The organism is Caldicoprobacter algeriensis (genome assembly GCF_023838525.1).
In the GTDB taxonomy this organism is placed as follows: Bacteria; Bacillota; Clostridia; order Caldicoprobacterales; family Caldicoprobacteraceae; genus Caldicoprobacter; species Caldicoprobacter algeriensis.
Map to the genome: position 1 here is coordinate 177,335 of NZ_JAHUQD010000002.1, position 18,841 is coordinate 196,175.

Below are 18,841 nucleotides of genomic sequence, written 5' to 3' on the forward strand. Positions count from 1 at the left end.
TATGGCAGAATACAGACTTGATTGTTTGGGAGAAGCTTGTCCAGTACCACTTTTGAAAACTCAAAAAGAGATGGAAAAATTGAAAGTTGGCGATGTTTTGATTGTAGAGATAGACCACAGCTGTGCTATGAAAAACGTACCAGAATGGGCAAGAAACATGGGATACAATGTAGAAATTGAAGAAGTTGATGACGGCCAATGGGAAGTTTATATCGAAAAGACTAAATAAAAGGGTGGTGATATAAATGAAACTCCAAGAACATCCCTTTTTTAAGAAAATAATAAAAGATGCGTGGAGTTATTGGACAGGAGCTATTTTGCTAGCCGTTTTAAATGTAGCTTTGTTTGCATTTTCTGGGCATCCATGGGGTATTACTACTCCTTTTTCCTACTGGGGTGCGTGGGTTTTTAAAGCGTTAGGAGGGCAACCAGAGAATTGGGTTTATTTTCAAAACCCATCTCATGCAAAAGCACTCGAGCAAAATATTTTTACAAATGCAGGGTCAATTCAAAATATAGGAATTATTTTGGGAGCTCTTTTAGCCACCCTTTTAGCTTCTCAATTTAAAATTAAAAAGATAAAATCTTATAAGCAAGTTATTGCAGCCGTACTAGGCGGTCTTTTAATGGGCTACGGTGCAAGAATAGCTTTTGGATGCAACATTGGTGCGTATTTCAGCGGTATTGCTTCAATGTCTCTCCACGGTTGGGTGTGGGCAGCTTTTGCACTGATTGGAGCGTGGATAGGAAGCAAACTTTTAGTTAAATATTTTATGTAAAAATTTAGGTGGCTACCAGCCACCTAAATTTTAGGAGGGGATACTAATGGAAAAAAGGAAAGAATACTACGATGTAGTAATTATCGGTGGTGGACCTGCTGGAATGACGGCAGCTATATATTGCGGACGTGCGAGGCTTAAAACCCTTTTGATTGAAAAGTCTCTAATTGGCGGCCTTGCCACATATACCAGTGAAATTGAGAATTATCCGGGATTTCCCGAACCAATTGGTGGTACTGAGTTAATGAAATTATTTGAACAACAAGCTAAAAGGTTTGGGGTTCAAATAAAGCTTACCGACGTAAAAGGCTTAAGAATAGAAGAAGACCATAAAGTAGTGTCTACTTTCAGAATTGATTATTACGCTAAAGCTGTTATCATTGCAACAGGAGGCAAGCCGAGGCTTACCGGTGCTAAAGGCGAAGAAAACTTTTTATACGATAAAGGGATCTCATTTTGTGCCACCTGTGACGCTGCTTATTACACTGACAAAAAAGTCATGATAATCGGAAGCGGAGATGCTGCTATTGAAGAGGGAATCTTCTTGACCAAGTTCGCGAAGGAAGTACACGTTTCCGTTATCCACGATGAAGGTATAATGGATGCAAACAAGGTGGCCCAAGAAAAAGCGCTAAAAAATGAAAAAATGACATTTCACTGGAATACAATGGTTGAGGCTTTTGAAGGGAATGAAAGATTGGAAAGGGTTGTCCTCAAAAATTTAAAGACTGGAGAATTAATCCCTGTAGATGTTGATGGTTGTTTTCTGTTTATAGGTTATATTCCTAATACAGAGATATTTAAAGGCCTAATAGATATGACGCCTAAAGGATACATCATAACCAATGAAAACATGGAAACTAATATTGACGGTGTATATGCAGTGGGGGATGTAAGAGATAAGTTTTTGAGACAAGTTGCTACAGCAGTAGGCGACGGTGCAATAGCGGGTGTCATGGCAGAAAAATATATTGAGGAAACGGATTACTTTACGAATGAAATTTTGAAGGCTAAAAACACAGTGTTAGCATATGTTTACAATGCTGTAGAGGCAAAAGATAGAGAATATCTTATGAAAGTTGAAAAATTGCACAAAAAATATGCTGATAAATTTAAAATGTGCAGAATAGATACTTATAAATCTGACAGACTTGCTAAAAGACTTATGTGTGAAAAAGTTCCCTGCATTGCCGTCGTAAAAGAAGGCAAGGTTATAAAGCATATTTATGACTTAGAGGACTTTGAAAGGGAACTGCTTAGCTGTGTATAACTAAGAACGCCCGTTTAGGGCGTTCTTAGTGCTGTAAATTCCAAACTAGGATACAATCTTTAAAAACCATCTAAACTGCTCCTCTACTTCCTCCCTATATCCCTGCGGTAATGCATATTTTCAAAATGTATCTTTTCTACATTCTGATAAACCTTCTGTATGGCAGTATCCAGGTCTTTCGCGATGGCCGTTACGCCGAGCACCCTGCCCCCACTGGTATAGTATTTACCATCTATCCTCTTGGTGCCCGCATGAAATACCATAATATCGGGTTCCTTCAATACCTCCTCAATCCCCGAAATCTCATACCCTGTCTTGTATGACTTTGGATACCCTCCCGAGGCCAGCACCACGCAGACGGCCGCATTGTCCTCCCATTCGATGTTTATTTTATCAAGCCGTTCATCGATCACCGCTTCAAATATATCCACTATATCGGTCTTAAGGCGAGGTAACACCACCTGCGTCTCAGGATCCCCAAACCTGGCATTGTATTCAAGAACCCTTGGCCCATGCTCGGTAAGCATCAAACCAAAATACAGAACCCCTTTGAAGGGCCTTCCCTCTTCAGCCATAGCCTTGATAGTGGGCTTGATTATACGATTCTCTACCTCTCTTGCTATCTCTGGCGTATACACGCGGCTGGGCGAGAAAGCCCCCATACCTCCCGTGTTTGGCCCCCGGTCGCCATCGTATGCCCTCTTGTGGTCCTGCGCGCTGACCATGGGTATGACGGTCCTGCCATCCGTAAAAGCTAGTACCGAAACCTCTGAGCCGATTAGGTGCTCTTCTATGACCACCCGCAGGCCAGCCTGACCAAACACTTTATCCACCATCATAGCTTTTAAGGCTTCCTTGGCTTCGTAAACATCATTGACAATTACAACGCCCTTGCCAAGCGCCAACCCCTCAGCTTTTATAACAGTGGGATACTCTATTTGCTCCACGTATTTGACCGCTTGGCCATAATCATCGAAAACTTTATATTTTGCAGTGGGGATACCGTATTTCTGCATCAGGTTTTTAGCAAACACCTTGCTGCTCTCTATCATGGCAGCATCCTTGGTGGGGCCAAATGCCCTGAGGCCTTCAGCCTGAAGAGCATCTACCATCCCCATTGCCAGGGGGTCATCGGGCGCAACAACAGTCAAGTCTATATGATTTTGCTTTGCAAAGCGCACTACTCCCTCTACATCGGTGGCAGGTATATTGACGCACTCCGCAAGTTCCGATATACCGCCATTGCCTGGTGCGCAGTAAATTTTTGAAACCTTTGAGCTCTGGCTTATTTTCCACACCAGGGCATGCTCACGTCCCCCGCCGCCTACAACCAATATCCTCATCCATTTCACCCCATCTACTGTCAAAATCATGTTTGACTACTTATTGGCCAATTGTAGAATACTATACGAGATATTCCAATCCTCATTAGACATCCCACAATCAATGTTTGAAATGCCTCATGCCGGTAAATATCATGGCAATTCCATACCTATTGCAGGCGTCTATGGACTCCTGATCTCTGATTGAACCGCCCGGCTGAATTATAGCTGAAATGCCGGCCTTTGCGGCAGCCTCCACGCAGTCGGGGAACGGGAAAAACGCATCGGATGCCAGAACCGCACCCTTTACCTTGTCGCCGCTCCTTTCAATAGCCTGTTCCACCGCCCAGATGCGGTTGACCTGACCCGGCCCTATACCCAGCGACTGCTTGTTCTTGGCTATGACGATGCCATTGGACCTGGTGTGCTTTACCACCTTCCAGGCAAATATCAGGTCTTCCATCTCGGCATCTGTGGGCTTTTTCTCTGTTACCACCTTAATCTGGGACATATCGGGCAAAAGCTCTGTATCCATATCCTGTACCAGCAAACCGCCCAGCACCTTTCTAGTATCCCAAATTCCTTTGGGAGGGTTCACCGAAATATCCTCTAGCTGCAGTATGCGAATGTTCTTTTTCCTCTTTAATATTTCCAAAGCCTCATCGGTATATGAAGGTGCCGCCACGATCTCTATGAATATCTTGTTTATCTCGGCTGCGGTTTGGGCGTCTATCTCACGATTGGCCACCACAATTCCTCCGAATATGGATATGGGATCAGCCTCATATGCCTTCATGTAAGCTTCATATATAGTCGGAGCACTGCCCACCCCGCAGGGGTTAGCGTGTTTTACGGCCACCACAGTAGGTTCATCAAATTCCCTTAGTAAGTCTAAAGCCCCGTTGGTATCGTTGATGTTGTTGAAGGAAAGTTCCTTGCCATGGAGCTGCTTAGCGCCCGTTAGGCTGCCCGGTACCGGCAGTACCTCCCTGTAAAACACCGCCTTCTGATGGGGGTTTTCCCCGTAACGCAAATCCTGTACTTTCTCGTAAGTAAGAGTGAGCAACTCAGGGAAACCTAAATCTTTGACCTGCTTTCTCAAATAGTCGGCAATAAGCGCATCGTAATGCGCCGTATGCTCAAACACCTTGACCGCCAGCTTAAATTTAGTCTCCTGTGATACTTCACCATATTTTTTTAATTCGTCCAGCACCATGTCGTAATCAGCAGGGTCCACAATCACTGTGACGTACTGATAATTCTTGGCAGCCGCCCTGAGCAGGGTAGGCCCGCCAATATCTATGTTTTCTATGGCTTCTTCAAGCTTCACATTGTCTTTGAATATAGTCTGTTTAAAAGGATACAGGTTGATGACCACGAAATCGATGGGCTGAATGCCCATAAACTCAAGCTGCTTCATGTGCTGCTCGTTGCTTCTTATAGCAAGCACTCCGGCGTGAATGGCGGGGTGCAGCGTTTTCACCCTTCCATCCAGGCACTCAGGAAAGCCAGTGACATCGCTTACGTTTATTACAGGAATACCAGCCTCGGCCAGCGTCTTAGCCGTTCCTCCGGTGGATACTATCTCCACCCCCATACTGCTTAACGCTCTGGCAAACCCTACAATGCCGGTTTTGTCCGATACGCTGATTATAGCACGCCTTCTCATGTTGCTCATTCACTCCCTCCCAAAATCCTGACCTTGCGTCCCTCCACTACAAGCCTTCCTTCCACAAACAGCCTGACTGCTTCGGGCAGAAGCTGGTGTTCCACCTCCAGTACCCTTGCGGCCAGCGAGTGCACATCATCGTCATCCCTCACTTCAACGGGACGCTGAAGTATTATAGGCCCGGTATCTGTGCCCTCATCCACAAAATGCACCGTTGCACCGGTTACCTTTACCCCGTAATCTAAAACGGCGTGGTGCACCCTCTCTCCATAAAATCCCTTCCCACAAAAGGCGGGAATCAGGGATGGATGTATATTGATGATACGATTAGGGTAAGCCCGTACAACTTCCGGGGATAAAATGCTCAAATACCCAGCCAGCACCACCAAATCCACCCTGTAAAATTTAAGCCGCTCCAAAATTGCCCTGTTAAAAGACCCCTCACTTTCAAAGTCCTCTTTCAATATGCATTCGGCTGGAATGTCATGGGCTTTAGCCCTTTCAAGACCATAAGCCGATTTACGATTGGATATGACCACTACAATTCTCGCATCGGATATGCGGCCAGCCTCAACGGCATCGATTAGCGCCTGAAGGTTTGTACCATTTCCCGAAATCAACACCCCTATACGCGTCACAGGATAAACACCACCCCCCCAGTCCCCTTCACGACCTTTCCAATCACATATGAAGGGTAACCGTCGCTTTTTAGCTGGCCGATGATGCCATCCGCGTCTTCAGGTGTACATACCAGCACCATGCCTATTCCCATATTAAAGGTATTAAACATCTCCTTGTCTTCTATATCGCCCCACCGCTTGATAAGCTCGAAGATGGGCAGTACAGGCCAGCTCCCTACATGAATTTCGGCTACAAGGCCTTCAGGTAAAACTCTGGGTATGTTCTCAATAAACCCTCCTCCCGTTATATTCGCAATCCCCTTTACCCGATATCGCTTGAGCACGTTGAGAATGCCCTTTACGTATATCCGTGTGGGCTTTAAAAGCTCCTCTCCCACCGTACACCCCAACACATCATACCACTCGTCAAGGCGGTTTTTGTCATGGAGTACCAGCCTTCTAACCAGAGAATAACCGTTGCTGTGAACGCCCGAGGAAGCCAAACCAATAATCACATCGCCTTCCCTGATGGTGGAGCCGTCTATTATCTTTGACCAATCCACTATTCCCACAGCAAAACCAGCTATATCATATTCTTCCTCCCTATAAAACCCCGGCATCTCGGCAGTCTCACCACCTATGAGGGCACACCCCGCTTCAATACATCCATCTGCAACACCCTTTACTATATGGGCCACTTTCTCAGGCTTAAGCCTGCCCGTCGCTATATAGTCAAGAAAGAATAAAGGCCTGGCTCCTTGACACACCACATCGTTTACGCACATGGCCACGCAGTCCTGACCGATGGTATCGTGTTTATCCATTATAAAAGCAAGCTGCAACTTGGTACCTACACCATCGGTCCCAGCCACCAGTACAGGCTGCTTCATACCTTCCAAATCCAGGGAATACATGCCGCCGAATCCACCTATATCGCCTATGACGTTTTTATCATACGTCCTTTTCACAAATTCCTTCATAAGGCTGACAGCCCTATATCCGGCCTCAACATCAACACCCGCATCCTTGTAAGTGTAACCCATATACCTTTACCCCTTTCTCTACAGCTGGCTGTTCATGTTTATTTTCGTTCACCATAACAGCATATATCTAATGAACCACCGAACAATTGAAGTCGCAGACTTCCTGCTTCATTGACCAGGCTTGGTATTGGGAAGATATTTATTTCTTCCCAATAGAAGAAACCCAGTCTTCACAGACGTTAATCCGGCTCGTCCCAACTCCACTTAACTATTCCATACGCTCATCAAAAATAGATTCATAATTGATAACCTTGACTATTCACCACATCGTCACATTCTAGAACATTACACACAAGGCAGCGTTTTGATCTATGCACGAAGTAGTCTTTTGACCTATCACCGTCCACAGCCTGACCATCGCCGTCATTACTCATATTTTACTTCTACAGCCATTGGGTATTCTCCAGTGAAGCATCCCAGGCAGAAGTCGCACCCGCTGCCCTCTACCGTCTTGAGCAATCCCTCAATGCTCAGATACCCCAGCGAATCGGCACCTATTATACGGCATATCTCTTCAACGCTGTATTTAGCACCAATAAGGTGCTCTTTTGTGGGCGTATCGATGCCGAAATAACAGGGGAAGCGAACCGGTGGCGAACTGATACGCATATGAACCTCTCTGGCACCGGCAAGCCTGAGCATCTCCACTATCTTCTTGCTGGTGGTACCCCTCACTATGGAATCGTCTATCATGACTATCCGCTTGCCCTTGACTATTTTTCTCAAAGCATTGAGCTTGATCCTTACCCCCTGCTCGCGTACAGCCTGGCTGGGCTTTATAAAGGTTCTGCCTACATACCTGTTTTTGATAAGCCCTTCCCCAAACGGGATGCCTGAGGCCTCGGCATACCCAAGGGCGGCAGTGGTTCCCGAATCGGGCACCCCTATTACCAGGTCAGCGTCAACTGGATGCTCGGCCGCCAGTATCTTACCCGCTTCTTTTCTGGCCGTATACACGCTCACTCCGTCTATGGTGCTGTCAGTCCTGGCAAAATAGATGAATTCAAACACACACAACGCGGATTTTAGCGGCACAGGCGTCTGTATACTCCTCAGCCCATCCTGGGAGATAATGAGTATCTCCCCCGGCTTAACATCCCGTATAAACTCGGCATCCACTGCATCAAAAGCACATGATTCGGACGCCACCACATAGGAATGACCAATCCTGCCCAGAGCCAAAGGCCTCATTCCGTAAGGATCCCTGACTGCAATTAGCTTATCTTCTGTCATCAAGAGCAGGGCATACGCCCCTCTCAGCTTTGACATGGTATTCTGTATAGCAGTCTCCAGCCCTTCGTCAATATGCCTGGCAATGAGGTTTGCTATGACTTCGCTGTCCACCGAAGTTTGAAAAACCGCCCCCGCATCTTCCAGCTCGTTACGAAGCACCTCTGCGTTTACCAGATTCCCATTATGAGCCAAAGCCAGAAATCCCTTTTTGTATTTGATAACCAGAGGCTGGGCGTTGTACAAACTTGTATCACCATAAGTCGGATAGCGCACATGCCCTATGGCAATCCTGCCATCTTTCAGCATTCCTAGCGTTTCCTCGTCGAATACCTCGGGAACCAACCCCATGCCCTTGTGATAGCGTATGGTGTAACCATCGGCCACCGCAATACCGGCGCTTTCCTGCCCCCTGTGCTGCAGGGCGTAAAGCCCGTAATAGGTTATCTCGTGAACAGCCAGCCCATCCTGATCAAATATGCCAAAAACCCCGCACTCCTCGTTTAACTTGTCTACCAATAATAGGTCCCTGGGATGCATTTCTCATCATCCTTCTAAATCTGTAAGTATATAAATAGGCATATAAATCTGTAGGTATAAGTATTACCTCTAATCACCACCATTGCAATGTGATTGAACGCGATCCAGTTAAAAAATTACGCTCACAGTCTATGCCCATTTTGTTTCATTCAGCATCTTTGCCCATAAGTCGATTGAGTATTTCCTGATATGCCTCTTCAACATTGCCCAAATCCCGTCTGAACCTGTCCTTATCGAGCTTCTCACCAGTACGGGTATCCCAAAAGCGGCAGGTATCAGGCGATATCTCATCAGCCAGTATAACTTCACCGCTGAAGCGACCAAACTCCAGCTTAAAATCGATGAGCTCCACATTGACATCTTTTAAATAATCAGAAAGGATTTGATTTACCCGAAGCGACATATCGGCAATCCTGGCCACCTCCTCTTTGGTAGCCAGTTCCATGGCATAGATGTGATACTCGTTCACCATTGGATCTCCCAGCTCATCATTTTTATAGCAGTATTCAAGAACGGTGGCTTTAAGCTTTGTACCCTCAGGAAGGCCCAAGCGCTTTGACAGGCTACCAGCAGCTCTGTTGCGTACAATGACCTCCACAGGGATTATCTGAACCTTTTTCACAAGAGTTTCTCTATCGTTCAGCTCCTGTACATAATGGGTGGGAATTCCGTGCTTTTCAAGAAGCTGAAACAGGTGATTGGACACCTTGTTGTTGACAACGCCTTTGCCGACAATAGTACCCCTCTTCAAGCCATTAAAAGCTGTGGCATCATCCTTGTACTCTATAATGACATAGTTGGGGTCATCTGTGGCATACACCCTTTTGGCCTTGCCTTCATAAAGCTGGTGTAATTTTTCCATGTTTTATATAACCTCCTCCTGGAGCTTTTTATCCTGTTCAAGCACCTGCTGGACCATACGCTGTTTATGCTCCTTTAGCTTATCTGCCAAAAACTTATAGCGCAAAGCCAGCATTTGCACAGCCAACAGAGCAGCGTTTTCGCTCCCGTTGATGGCCACGGTTGCCACGGGCACTCCCGATGGCATCTGCACTATGGACAGCAATGAATCCAATCCATCCATGGTAGAAGATTTAACGGGCAAACCGATAACCGGTAGAGTGGTATAAGCCGCTAAAACCCCCGGCAGGTGCGCTGCTTTGCCGGCGGCGGCAATCAATACTTCTATGCCATTTTTCTCTGCATCCTGAGCATACCGGGCAGCTTCGACGGGCGTGCGGTGAGCCGAAAGCACCCGCATCTCCACTTCCACTCCAAAGCCTTCCAAAACCTTTTTGGCACCCTTTACCACTTCCAGATCGGATATGCTTCCCATTACAATACCAACTTTAGGCATCCCTCATTCCTCCCTCTCGCGTAGCTTTTCAGGCTATTTAAACTCCATTGGCCCTAGCTAACGGATCTCCTTGTCCATTTGCTCCAATGTTTGCTATCAACGTGCGCTTGCTGTTACTGAATACAAACCACCGTCAAAGCTGTACCAAAGGAAGCAGGCAGTTTAAATCTTGAAACTTAAAAGGGTATACATTTATCGCGATGTTTAACGGTATTATTCGGTATTTCTAGTATTATATTAACAGTGATCGACTTTAATGTCAACAAGTGATCGAACGTTTTTAAGAAATAAAAATTAAACGTCCGATTTTGAAACTTTTGGCTTTATATCCAGTTTCGAAAACTCCTGCATGGCTTCATCGTATATTTCTCTCAACGAAACGCCATAGGTCCTGGAGGCAAGCCTGCAATCCTCATACTCGGGAGCCGCCTTGAATACTCCATCCCCGTAGGCCACCTTGATACGGATGTCGCCATACCGGGTACTCACCTTTATCCATTGCCTTTGCAGCGTCTTTCTAAAGGTGCTGTAGCTTCTTACCCCCAGGGTGGTGGTCTCCCTCAACAGTATATCCTCCAGCTTCTCCTGATCCTGCGGATGGCACAACACGCTCACTTTAACACCAGGGCGATTTTTCTTCATGTAGATCGGCGTATACCACACATCAAGGGCATTGTGCTGCAGTAGCAGCTCCATCAAAAAGCCCAGAAATTCGCCGCTCATATCATCGATGTTTGTCTCGATAACCTTCACCTCCTCCCCAGGGGATTCTATTTTTTTAACGCCTCACCCCAGCACACCCTCAGGCAGTTGGGCACCTTATAATCCCTTTTTCCCAACCCATACCCAATTTTCTCTATAACCATGGATGGAAAGTCAACAAACTCACGGCATAAAGCCGAAAGTATGGCGGCACCGGTAGGAGTGACCAGTTCGCCCTGAGCATTTTTGGAATAAACAGGTATGCCTTTAAGCAGTTCCAACGTGGCAGGAGCAGGAACAGGGAATATCCCGTGCTGGCACTTTACAAATCCCCCGCCTACATTTACAGGCGAAGCCATAATGACGTCTGGTTTTAGCATGTCTATACAAATGGCAGTTCCAACGATGTCAACAATGGAATCCACCGCTCCCACTTCGTGAAAGTGAACTTGGTCACAGGGAATACCATGGATCTTGCCTTCAGCCATGGCCAGCTTCTCAAATATCTTCAAGGCGGTATCCTTAACGCTCTGGGACAACGCACTGTTTTCAATCAGCTCTTTTATTTCGCGGAAGTTTCTCTGAACACAACCTCCATTGTAGGAATGGGAATGAACATGGGTGTGACTATGTACGTGGGAATGCTCTTGATGATGGTGGTGATGCTCAGAATACTGGTGAACCTCATCGATTTTCGTCTGTGAAAACTCTTCTGCAGCCTCTTCTTTGTGATGTACGTCATGAATATGCTGATGGTGGTGGTCTACACCATGATCTTCCTGATGGGAATGAAGAATTCTAACCGTTACATCCAATCCCGTAATCCCTTTTTTGATGCCCCTTTTAATTTCGATGTCATACTCCTTAAGTCCCAGTTTATCAAGCTCGTTTAAAAAAGCCTGCTGATCCAATCCCAAATCCAGCAACGCCCCCAATGTCATATCGCCGCTGATACCAGAAAAACAATTAAAATACAGTATTTTCATCGGAATTCCTCCTTTTTGTTAAATTTTTACTCACCTGCTGTCATTCCAATTTACAAATACAAATATCAAATAGCCAGGACATATAATGCAATTAGACAATACAAAAACACCGAGGAACCCCCTCGGTATAACAAAATTTGCTATGATTGCTGTGCCAAGCGATTTATCAAACTTGCCATGTATCCTGCTCCAAAGCCATTATCTATATTAACCACCGCCACCCCGCTAGCACAGCTATTAAGCATGGTCAGCAATGCCGATAGCCCGCCAAAGTTGGCACCGTATCCCACGCTGGTGGGGACAGCGATGACGGGTTTGTCCACCAGGCCTCCCACTACGCTGGCCAGTGCTCCCTCCATGCCAGCCACCGCTATGACCACATTGGCCTCATTGAACGTTTTGGCATTTGCCAGCAGCCTGTGAAGCCCTGCCACGCCAACGTCGTACACCCTTTCCACTTTATTGCCCAGAACTTCTGCCGTAATAGCCGCCTCCTCGGCCACAGGCAAATCCGACGTGCCTGCACTTACAACGGCTATCTTGCCCTTTGAAACAGGCACTTCGCTTCTTTTCACCACAACGATTCTGGCTATCTCATGATACTCGGCATCGTGAGCCACCTCTTTGATGGCCTGGTATACCTCCTGGTTTGCCCGCGTGGCAAGAATGTTTCTGTTGCCTCTGGCCATCATTAGTTCCACAATGGCTTTGACGTGTTCGGGCCTTTTGCCCTGGCAGTATATCACTTCGGGATAGCCGTTTCGGAGCTGGCGGTGGTGATCCACCTTGGCAAAGCCAAGGTCTTCAAACGGCAGATATTTCAAGGCATCAATGGCCTGTTCCACCGTACATCGCCCTGCTTTGACATCCTCCAGTATGGCCTTAAGGCGCTCAACATCCATAATCCCCTTCCCCTTTCAAAGTGTGGCATCACAAATCAGGTACTCAGCCATCCGTACAACAAAGCGATACAATCCTCATACGCCGGTGCTGTAGTTTGGCGCTTCCTTGGTGATATAGATATCATGGGGGTGGCTTTCCCTGAGCCCAGCACTGGTAATCCTGATAAACTTTGCGTTCTTTCTCAGCTCTTCAATGGTACGAGCGCCGCAGTACCCCATTCCGGCTCTCAGACCGCCCATCAGTTGATACACCGTATCGGCCAGCGGCCCTTTGAAGGGTACCCGTCCTTCAACGCCCTCGGGGACGAGCTTTTTAGCGTCTTCCTGGAAATATCGGTCGCTGCTGCCCGCAGCCATAGCGCCAAGGGAACCCATACCACGATAGACCTTAAAGCGCCTACCCTGATAGAGCTCTGTCTCGCCGGGACTTTCCTCGGTACCGGCCAAAAGGTTGCCCACCATTACCACGCTGGCCCCTGCAGCTATTGCTTTAACGATATCCCCGGAATATTTAATTCCTCCATCGGCAATGATGGGGATGCCGTACTTATCAGCTTCCTCCGCACATTCCATTATGGCCGTGATCTGCGGAACCCCCACCCCCGCAACAACGCGGGTGGTGCAAATGGAGCCAGGCCCTATGCCTACTTTGACGCAATCGGCACCCGCCTCTATCAGCTCTCGGGTTGCCTCAGCCGTTGCCACATTGCCGGCAATGACCTGCAGATCAGGGAACTTCTTCTTTATCTGCTTTACCATGTTGATGACTCCCACAGAGTGGCCATGGGCGGTATCCACCGTTATGACGTCCACCTTGGCAGCTACCAAAGCCTCTACTCGCTCCATGGTGTCACGCGCAATGCCGACGGCAGCACCCACCAGAAGGCGCCCGTTTTTGTCCTTGGCGGAATTGGGATACTTAATGGCCTTTTCTATGTCCTTGATAGTTATTAAGCCCTTGAGCATTCCATTTTCGTCCACTATGGGCAGCTTCTCAATCTTGTATTTCCTCAGTATCTCCTTGGCCTGCTCAAGTGTTGTCCCCTCAGGAGCCGTAATCAGGTTTTCAGATGTCATTACCTCACGTATCTTTTTGGAAAAATCGGTCTCGAAGCGGATATCCCTATTGGTGATAATCCCTACCAGTTTGCCGTTTTCAGTGATGGGAACGCCCGAAATGTGATATTTTTCCATGAGAGCCACGGCATCGGAGACCAAATGGTCCGGCGAAAGATAAAAGGGGTCCACTATAACGCCGTGCTCGGAACGCTTGACCTTGTCGACCTGCTCGGCCTGTTCCTCTATGGACATATTCTTATGAATAATTCCTATGCCGCCCTCCCTGGCTATAGCAATGGCCATCCTGGCCTCTGTAACGGTATCCATGGCCGCACTTGCAAGGGGAATATTAAGCGTGATGGTCTTGGTAAGCCTGGTTCTTAAGTCCACATCTTTAGGAAGAACCTCCGACCTTTGAGGAACCAGCAGTACATCGTCAAACGTCAACCCTTCACCAATAATTTTGTTACTAATGGCCAACACTCCCTTCCCTTAAACTTGAGGTTTAAATACAGCCGATCATGTAATTGAAAGATAGTCTATCAAAAATGCCCCCCTCTGTCAACCCGCATTTTCCCTCAAACCTCATGGCTAAATCAAATGGCAGCCAAAAACTCATTTTATCCTTTCAATGATAACCTTGTGGTCCACCAGATGGAGCTCTTTAAGCCTGGCTTTTATGATCTTCTTCTCCCCAAATATGTCTTCCAAAATAAGCCCTTCTTCCTGTGCAAAGATCTTATCCACATTTTCAAAGTACGGCTCTATTTTATCGCCATCTTTCAAATATACCATTGCTTCACACATCTTGCTCACTCTCCATTCGCTTTTTTATCCAATCAATAACTTTTTCCATGGCATGTGGAATGGGCTCGCTGACGACCCCAACAATGTTGACGTTGCTCTTGTGTATAGGCAACAAGATCTTTGGTGCAGGGCTTGATGCTATGGCGGCCGCCATAGCCGGGGTGAGTTCCCCCAACATCGAATTGGCCAGTACGATGGCCAGCGAGCCAACTATCAAATCCACCTTGTCCACGTTGTATATGATGGCATTTTCACCAGTGGCCCCTTCGTTGGCTCCCGCCTTGAGCATCTGGACAGTGGCCATGGCATTGGTACCCAGCGCCAATATTTCAATGCTCTCCCCAAACTCCTTTCTCAACCTTTCAGTTATATACTTTCCCATTCCTCCACCCTGTCCATCCACAACAGCGACCCTCATACAACCTCTCCCGCTTTTACACTCTAATTATTGTAAAGTTTCCCGTACATGTAAACCATCAAACTATTTTGACCATCATCTAAGGTAGAACCCAGATCACGTCATGCATTCGCGGGCGTAGTAGAACAGATACTGCTGCACAAAACCCGCCAGATGGCCAAACTTTCGCCAAACAAACTCTTTCACCTCCCTGTTGGTGCCAGTACTCTTAGGATAAAAACGCTGTATCACCTTTTTGATCCACACATCCACCGGGAAAGCCTCGGTCTTGCCCATAGAAAACAGTAGAACGCAGTCAGCCACTTTAGGCCCAACCCCCGGGCAGACCATAAGAGCTTTGTAAGCCTCTTGATAGGGCAGGCAAGTTATCTGCTCCAGCCGTATCTCACCGCTGCATACCATCTTAGCCGTTCTCTTTATGTAGTCTGCTCTGTAACCACACCCACAGGCCATGAGCTCTTCAACCGATGCGCCGGCCAAATCAACTGGAGCAGGAAAGGTATAGAATTCCCTTCCCCGCCAGCTTACCCTTCTTCCAAACCTGACTGCCAGATTTTCAATGATACGCTTGATCCTTGGTATGTTGTTATTGGCCGATATGATGAACGAGATCAGGGTCTCCCATGGATCCTGATTTAAAATGCGTATCCCCCATCCGTACTCTATTGCCTTCTCAAGCACAGGGTCACAGGATAAAGCGGCTTTCACCTGCCCGTAATCCCTGCCCATGTCAAAATAGCGTCTCCAAAACGAGCGGTAATCCTCAATGGAGGCATTCTCCAGTAAAACATCCCCCTCATGATACGATACCCTTATTACCCTGTCACCTGCGATTCCCACATAACCGGTGCCATCCCAGTTCCATCTGAAAGCCTGTCCGCATTCAAAGATGTGTACAGGATAAAAATCGTCAACATCTTTCAGAAGTACACCTTCGCCTGTCTGTATAATCTCCAACACACTATCACCTTTTAATCGCCTATTTTTTCTCCCAAAAATACAATTTACACTTTATCGCCGCTTTTATCAAGACGGCGATAAAGTGTAAATTGTTACTCTTCCCTGGACAACCTCTCGTGTATGGCCTTGGCAGCCTTTTTACCCGCTCCCATGGCAAGTATAACTGTGGCAGCTCCCGTCACGGCATCGCCACCGGCATATACCCTGTCCTTGCTGGTGGCACATGTCTCCTCATCTACTATAATACCGCCCCACTTTTGAACCGCCAAGCCGGGAGTAGTGGAAGCTATGAGCGGATTGGGGCTCGTTCCTATAGCCATTATCACCGTATCCACATCCATCACGAACTCCGAACCTTCAATGGGTACGGGCCTTCTCCTGCCTGATTCGTCCGGTTGACCCAGCTTCATCCTTATGCACTTCAATCCCTTTACCCAGCCATCCTCGCCCAGCACCTCGATGGGGTTAGTGAGCACATCGAATATTATTCCTTCCTCTTTCGCGTGATGTATCTCTTCCAGCCTAGCAGGCATCTCGGCTTCCGAGCGCCTGTACACGATGTGCACCTCATCGGCACCCAGCCTCAAAGCGCTCCTGGCGGCGTCCATGGCCACGTTTCCTCCACCTACCACCGCCACTTTCTTGCCCCGCTTTATAGGAGTATGGCTGTTGGGAAAATCATAGGCCTTCATCAGATTTATCCGGGTCAAGAATTCGTTGGCAGAGTACACGCCGTTTAAGTTTTCACCCGGGATGCCCATGAACTTGGGCAGGCCGGCACCGCTGCCTATAAACACCGCTTTGTACCCTTCTTCCAGCAGCTCATCTATTGTAATGGATTTACCCACTATGACGTTGGTTAAAATTTTTACTCCCAGCTTTTTAAGCCCTTCTATTTCCCTCTTGACCAGAGACTTGGGAAGCCTGAACTCGGGTATACCGTATATCAACACGCCGCCGGGCTCATGAAAAGCCTCGAATATGGTGACATCATATCCCAGCTTTGCCAAATCGGCAGCAGCCGTCAGGCCAGCAGGCCCTGCCCCCACTATGGCCACTTTTTTGCCGTTGGGCTTTATCTCCACCTCGTCCTCTATGCCCTTTTCCATGCAGTAGTCGGCCACAAACCTCTCAAGCCTGCCTATGGCCACAGGCTGGCCGCGCCTGCCAAGCACGCACCTCTGCTCGCACTGGGTCTCCTGGGGACAAACCCTTCCGCATATGGCAGGCAGGTTATTGGTCTGGCGTATGATTCTAAAGGCCTCCTCGACATTGCTCTCCACCACAGCCGCAATGAACTGGGGAATCCTGACATTTACAGGGCAGCCCTCGACGCACATGGGCTTTTTACACTGCAGACATCTTTTGGCTTCCTGCACAGCTTCTTCCAGAGTATAACCCAGCGCCACTTCATCGAAATTCCTGCGCCTTACCTCGGGGTCCTGTTCCCGCATGGGTACTCTATTCAAATTCACTGCCATGACTTACAGCCCCTCCTTCTCCATCAATTTCTCCATCAACTTGCAGATGTGCTCCTCCTCTTCCCGGTACATACGCTGCCTCCTCATAGCCTCGTCGAAATCCACCAGGTGTCCATCAAAATCCGGACCATCCACGCAGGCATAGCGGACCTCACCGCCCACGGTGACGCGACATCCTCCGCACATACCGGTACCGTCCACCATTATGGGATTCATGCTGACAACGGTCGGTACGCCATACTTCCTTGTAATTTCGGACACCACTTTCATCATGATTAGGGGACCGATTGCAATCACTTTGTCATATTCATTCTTCTGATCAAGCAGTTCCTTCAAAACATCGGATACAAACCCCTTACGCCCGTATGAACCATCATCGGTGGTTATATATAAATTATTGCATATATCCCTTATCTCTTTTTCCAGAATAAGGTATTCTTTGCTCCTGGCACCTACAATCACGTCAACAGAAGTGCCTTTCTCCCATAGATACTTTATCTGCGGGTACAAAGGCGCTACGCCCACCCCGCCGCCTATGCACAGCACGCGCTTTAAGCCGTCTAGCTCAGACGCCCTACCCAGCGGCCCTACAAAGTCCAGGATGCTATCGCCCTCATTCAGCTTGGCCAAAAGGCGGGTGGTCAAACCGACTTCCTGAAAGATGATGGTAACCCATCCCTCCTGCCTGTCGTAATTGGCTATGGTCAATGGGATCCTCTCCCCTCCCTCTTTCACGCGCAGAATTATGAACTGGCCAGGCATCGCCCTTCGGGCTACAAACGGCGCCATGACCTTCATAAGCCATATCCCCGGAGCCAGCTTTTCTTTTTGTAAAATCCTGTACATCCTTCCTTCCCCCTTTTATTGGTTTATTGCTCCTTTAAACGACCAGATTTCGTGCCGTGACGTTTACAGCAATCACGTTTATACCAGTCAATCTATCCACGTCCTTTGCCACTGCTGATTGTACCTCTTCCAGCACCACATGTATTTTATAGCCATACTTCACCGCCAAATCGATGTATATTATCAGCCCGTCATCCCTGCTGGTAAGGCTGGTATTCAAAACTCTTGCTACCCCTTCCACCTTCTGAGCATTATACGCCGCAATGGACTCAATAGCGGTATCGGCAATATAGAACCTGCCCATATAGCTGTAGGTGGGACGCACCACCGTCTTCTCCACCGCTTCCAGCCTCTTGCCCTTGCCGGCGATCCTGAATATCTTCAGGGGGTCAATGAAATAGCCCGAGAAATCCTTGCGTATCTCGAACGTCGGCACCGGGATGACGTGCTTGCCCTGTTCATACCGATATTTTTGCGCCAACCTGATCTCCTGGCTGGTTGAAATGTCCTCGATCCTTATGACCTCGTGAACGGGCGGCAATTCCAAGCGTTTAATTATCCTGTCTATCATCCTCATGGACGTACCAAGAATTAAGATAGAATCAGGCATAACAACTCTAATGGCCTCTTTTACCTGCTTTGCATGCTCTTCATCCATAAAAAGAGCTCTCCTGACAGCCGCTATCCTTGTGGACTCCTTTTTGGCCGAAACGCCGGCAACTATCTTGTTGCGCTTTATAAACAGGCCATCATCGATTATATACTCAATTCCCTTTTCGCTGGCCAGGGTAAGGGCCTTATAGCTCTTACCCGTGCCACTTGGGCCTATCAAGGCGTAAACCTTCAAGGC

At 47.7% G+C, this 18,841-nt stretch carries 20 protein-coding genes; 3 read left to right on the forward strand and 17 right to left on the reverse strand.

What is annotated here, in order from left to right; all coding sequences use genetic code 11:
* Position 1: 1 nt before the first annotated feature.
* Genes KVG29_RS02020 through KVG29_RS02030 form a run of 3 tightly spaced genes read left to right on the forward strand, consistent with a single transcriptional unit; the run spans position 2 to position 2,049 of the window.
* Positions 2 to 229 (forward strand): sulfurtransferase TusA family protein, encoded by a 228-nt coding sequence (locus KVG29_RS02020; protein WP_003867363.1) that lies wholly within the window; start codon positions 2 to 4, stop codon positions 227 to 229.
* A gap of 16 nt (positions 230 to 245) precedes the next feature.
* Positions 246 to 779, forward strand: a complete 534-nt coding sequence (locus tag KVG29_RS02025; RefSeq protein WP_252226094.1) for a YeeE/YedE thiosulfate transporter family protein — start codon at positions 246 to 248, stop codon at positions 777 to 779.
* A gap of 46 nt (positions 780 to 825) precedes the next feature.
* A complete protein-coding gene (locus KVG29_RS02030) occupies positions 826 to 2,049 on the forward strand; it encodes an FAD-dependent oxidoreductase (RefSeq protein WP_252226095.1) in 1,224 nt (407 codons plus the stop codon).
* An 83-nt stretch (positions 2,050 to 2,132) separates the two neighbouring features.
* Here KVG29_RS02030 and purD read toward each other — a convergent pair whose 3' ends face one another.
* The 17 genes from purD to KVG29_RS02115 form a co-directional block, all read right to left on the reverse strand.
* On the reverse strand, positions 2,133 to 3,392 hold the full coding sequence (gene purD / locus KVG29_RS02035) for a phosphoribosylamine--glycine ligase (protein WP_252226205.1): 1,260 nt from the start codon (positions 3,390 to 3,392) through the stop codon (positions 2,133 to 2,135).
* Between the two features lie 100 nt (positions 3,393 to 3,492).
* Positions 3,493 to 5,040 carry a bifunctional phosphoribosylaminoimidazolecarboxamide formyltransferase/IMP cyclohydrolase gene (purH, locus tag KVG29_RS02040; RefSeq protein WP_252226207.1) on the reverse strand — a complete coding sequence of 516 codons (1,548 nt, stop codon included), beginning with the start codon at positions 5,038 to 5,040 and terminating at the stop codon, positions 3,493 to 3,495.
* A gap of 5 nt (positions 5,041 to 5,045) precedes the next feature.
* On the reverse strand, positions 5,046 to 5,678 hold the full coding sequence (purN, locus tag KVG29_RS02045; RefSeq protein WP_252226097.1) for a phosphoribosylglycinamide formyltransferase: 633 nt from the start codon (positions 5,676 to 5,678) through the stop codon (positions 5,046 to 5,048).
* Positions 5,675 to 6,703 carry a phosphoribosylformylglycinamidine cyclo-ligase gene (gene purM, locus KVG29_RS02050; protein ID WP_252226098.1) on the reverse strand — a complete coding sequence of 343 codons (1,029 nt, stop codon included), beginning with the start codon at positions 6,701 to 6,703 and terminating at the stop codon, positions 5,675 to 5,677. The genes purN and purM overlap by 4 nt, the downstream gene beginning before the upstream one ends.
* A 366-nt stretch (positions 6,704 to 7,069) precedes the next feature.
* The gene (purF, locus tag KVG29_RS02055; RefSeq protein WP_252226100.1) at positions 7,070 to 8,473 is read right to left on the reverse strand and encodes an amidophosphoribosyltransferase; all 1,404 of its coding nucleotides are present in this window, start codon (positions 8,471 to 8,473) and stop codon (positions 7,070 to 7,072) included.
* Between the two features lie 145 nt (positions 8,474 to 8,618).
* Complete coding sequence (gene purC, locus KVG29_RS02060) at positions 8,619 to 9,335, reverse strand: phosphoribosylaminoimidazolesuccinocarboxamide synthase (RefSeq protein WP_252226102.1); 717 nt, start codon at positions 9,333 to 9,335, stop codon at positions 8,619 to 8,621.
* 3 nt (positions 9,336 to 9,338) lie between these two features.
* Positions 9,339 to 9,830: a 5-(carboxyamino)imidazole ribonucleotide mutase gene (gene purE / locus KVG29_RS02065; protein WP_252226103.1), complete on the reverse strand. Its 492-nt coding sequence runs from the start codon at positions 9,828 to 9,830 to the stop codon at positions 9,339 to 9,341.
* Positions 9,831 to 10,124: 294 nt separating this feature from the next.
* The gene (gene larC2, locus KVG29_RS02070) at positions 10,125 to 10,583 is read right to left on the reverse strand and encodes a nickel pincer cofactor biosynthesis protein LarC2 (RefSeq protein ID WP_252226105.1); all 459 of its coding nucleotides are present in this window, start codon (positions 10,581 to 10,583) and stop codon (positions 10,125 to 10,127) included.
* Between the two features lie 17 nt (positions 10,584 to 10,600).
* Positions 10,601 to 11,518 carry a nickel pincer cofactor biosynthesis protein LarC gene (gene larC / locus KVG29_RS02075; protein ID WP_252226107.1) on the reverse strand — a complete coding sequence of 306 codons (918 nt, stop codon included), beginning with the start codon at positions 11,516 to 11,518 and terminating at the stop codon, positions 10,601 to 10,603.
* Between the two features lie 140 nt (positions 11,519 to 11,658).
* A complete protein-coding gene (gene larB / locus KVG29_RS02080) occupies positions 11,659 to 12,420 on the reverse strand; it encodes a nickel pincer cofactor biosynthesis protein LarB (protein WP_252226108.1) in 762 nt (253 codons plus the stop codon).
* Between the two features lie 75 nt (positions 12,421 to 12,495).
* Positions 12,496 to 13,959 carry an IMP dehydrogenase gene (gene guaB / locus KVG29_RS02085; protein ID WP_276576340.1) on the reverse strand — a complete coding sequence of 488 codons (1,464 nt, stop codon included), beginning with the start codon at positions 13,957 to 13,959 and terminating at the stop codon, positions 12,496 to 12,498.
* A 135-nt stretch (positions 13,960 to 14,094) separates the two neighbouring features.
* Positions 14,095 to 14,286 (reverse strand): CooT family nickel-binding protein, encoded by a 192-nt coding sequence (locus KVG29_RS02090; RefSeq protein ID WP_204487494.1) that lies wholly within the window; start codon positions 14,284 to 14,286, stop codon positions 14,095 to 14,097.
* Entirely contained in the window at positions 14,279 to 14,704 is a 426-nt protein-coding gene (locus KVG29_RS02095) for a DUF3842 family protein (protein WP_252226109.1), read from the reverse strand. Before KVG29_RS02095 ends, KVG29_RS02090 begins: the two co-directional genes overlap by 8 nt.
* 96 nt (positions 14,705 to 14,800) lie before the next feature.
* Positions 14,801 to 15,664 carry a DNA-3-methyladenine glycosylase family protein gene (locus tag KVG29_RS02100; protein WP_252226110.1) on the reverse strand — a complete coding sequence of 288 codons (864 nt, stop codon included), beginning with the start codon at positions 15,662 to 15,664 and terminating at the stop codon, positions 14,801 to 14,803.
* A gap of 92 nt (positions 15,665 to 15,756) precedes the next feature.
* Positions 15,757 to 17,145 carry an NADPH-dependent glutamate synthase gene (gltA, locus tag KVG29_RS02105; protein ID WP_252226111.1) on the reverse strand — a complete coding sequence of 463 codons (1,389 nt, stop codon included), beginning with the start codon at positions 17,143 to 17,145 and terminating at the stop codon, positions 15,757 to 15,759.
* 3 nt (positions 17,146 to 17,148) lie between these two features.
* Positions 17,149 to 17,991, reverse strand: a complete 843-nt coding sequence (locus KVG29_RS02110; RefSeq protein WP_252226112.1) for a sulfide/dihydroorotate dehydrogenase-like FAD/NAD-binding protein — start codon at positions 17,989 to 17,991, stop codon at positions 17,149 to 17,151.
* A 34-nt stretch (positions 17,992 to 18,025) separates the two neighbouring features.
* Entirely contained in the window at positions 18,026 to 18,838 is an 813-nt protein-coding gene (locus KVG29_RS02115) for an Asp23/Gls24 family envelope stress response protein (RefSeq protein ID WP_252226113.1), read from the reverse strand.
* Between the last annotated feature and the right edge of the window lie 3 nt (positions 18,839 to 18,841).

What these genes read in the sequence shown, in the direction of transcription:
- KVG29_RS02030 (WP_252226095.1), top strand. Translation starts at nt 826, where the DNA reads ATGGAAAAAAGGAAAGAATACTACGATGTAGTAATTATCGGTGGTGGA.
- larC (WP_252226107.1), bottom strand. Translation starts at nt 11,518, where the DNA reads ATGAAAATACTGTATTTTAATTGTTTTTCTGGTATCAGCGGCGATATG.
- KVG29_RS02020 (WP_003867363.1), top strand. Translation starts at nt 2, where the DNA reads ATGGCAGAATACAGACTTGATTGTTTGGGAGAAGCTTGTCCAGTACCA.
- purE (WP_252226103.1), bottom strand. Translation starts at nt 9,830, where the DNA reads ATGCCTAAAGTTGGTATTGTAATGGGAAGCATATCCGATCTGGAAGTG.
- KVG29_RS02090 (WP_204487494.1), bottom strand. Translation starts at nt 14,286, where the DNA reads ATGTGTGAAGCAATGGTATATTTGAAAGATGGCGATAAAATAGAGCCG.
- larB (WP_252226108.1), bottom strand. Translation starts at nt 12,420, where the DNA reads ATGGATGTTGAGCGCCTTAAGGCCATACTGGAGGATGTCAAAGCAGGG.
- KVG29_RS02110 (WP_252226112.1), bottom strand. Translation starts at nt 17,991, where the DNA reads ATGTACAGGATTTTACAAAAAGAAAAGCTGGCTCCGGGGATATGGCTT.
- KVG29_RS02095 (WP_252226109.1), bottom strand. Translation starts at nt 14,704, where the DNA reads ATGAGGGTCGCTGTTGTGGATGGACAGGGTGGAGGAATGGGAAAGTAT.
- gltA (WP_252226111.1), bottom strand. Translation starts at nt 17,145, where the DNA reads ATGGCAGTGAATTTGAATAGAGTACCCATGCGGGAACAGGACCCCGAG.
- purC (WP_252226102.1), bottom strand. Translation starts at nt 9,335, where the DNA reads ATGGAAAAATTACACCAGCTTTATGAAGGCAAGGCCAAAAGGGTGTAT.
- purF (WP_252226100.1), bottom strand. Translation starts at nt 8,473, where the DNA reads ATGCATCCCAGGGACCTATTATTGGTAGACAAGTTAAACGAGGAGTGC.
- KVG29_RS02025 (WP_252226094.1), top strand. Translation starts at nt 246, where the DNA reads ATGAAACTCCAAGAACATCCCTTTTTTAAGAAAATAATAAAAGATGCG.
- purM (WP_252226098.1), bottom strand. Translation starts at nt 6,703, where the DNA reads ATGGGTTACACTTACAAGGATGCGGGTGTTGATGTTGAGGCCGGATAT.
- purH (WP_252226207.1), bottom strand. Translation starts at nt 5,040, where the DNA reads ATGAGAAGGCGTGCTATAATCAGCGTATCGGACAAAACCGGCATTGTA.
- purD (WP_252226205.1), bottom strand. Translation starts at nt 3,392, where the DNA reads ATGAGGATATTGGTTGTAGGCGGCGGGGGACGTGAGCATGCCCTGGTG.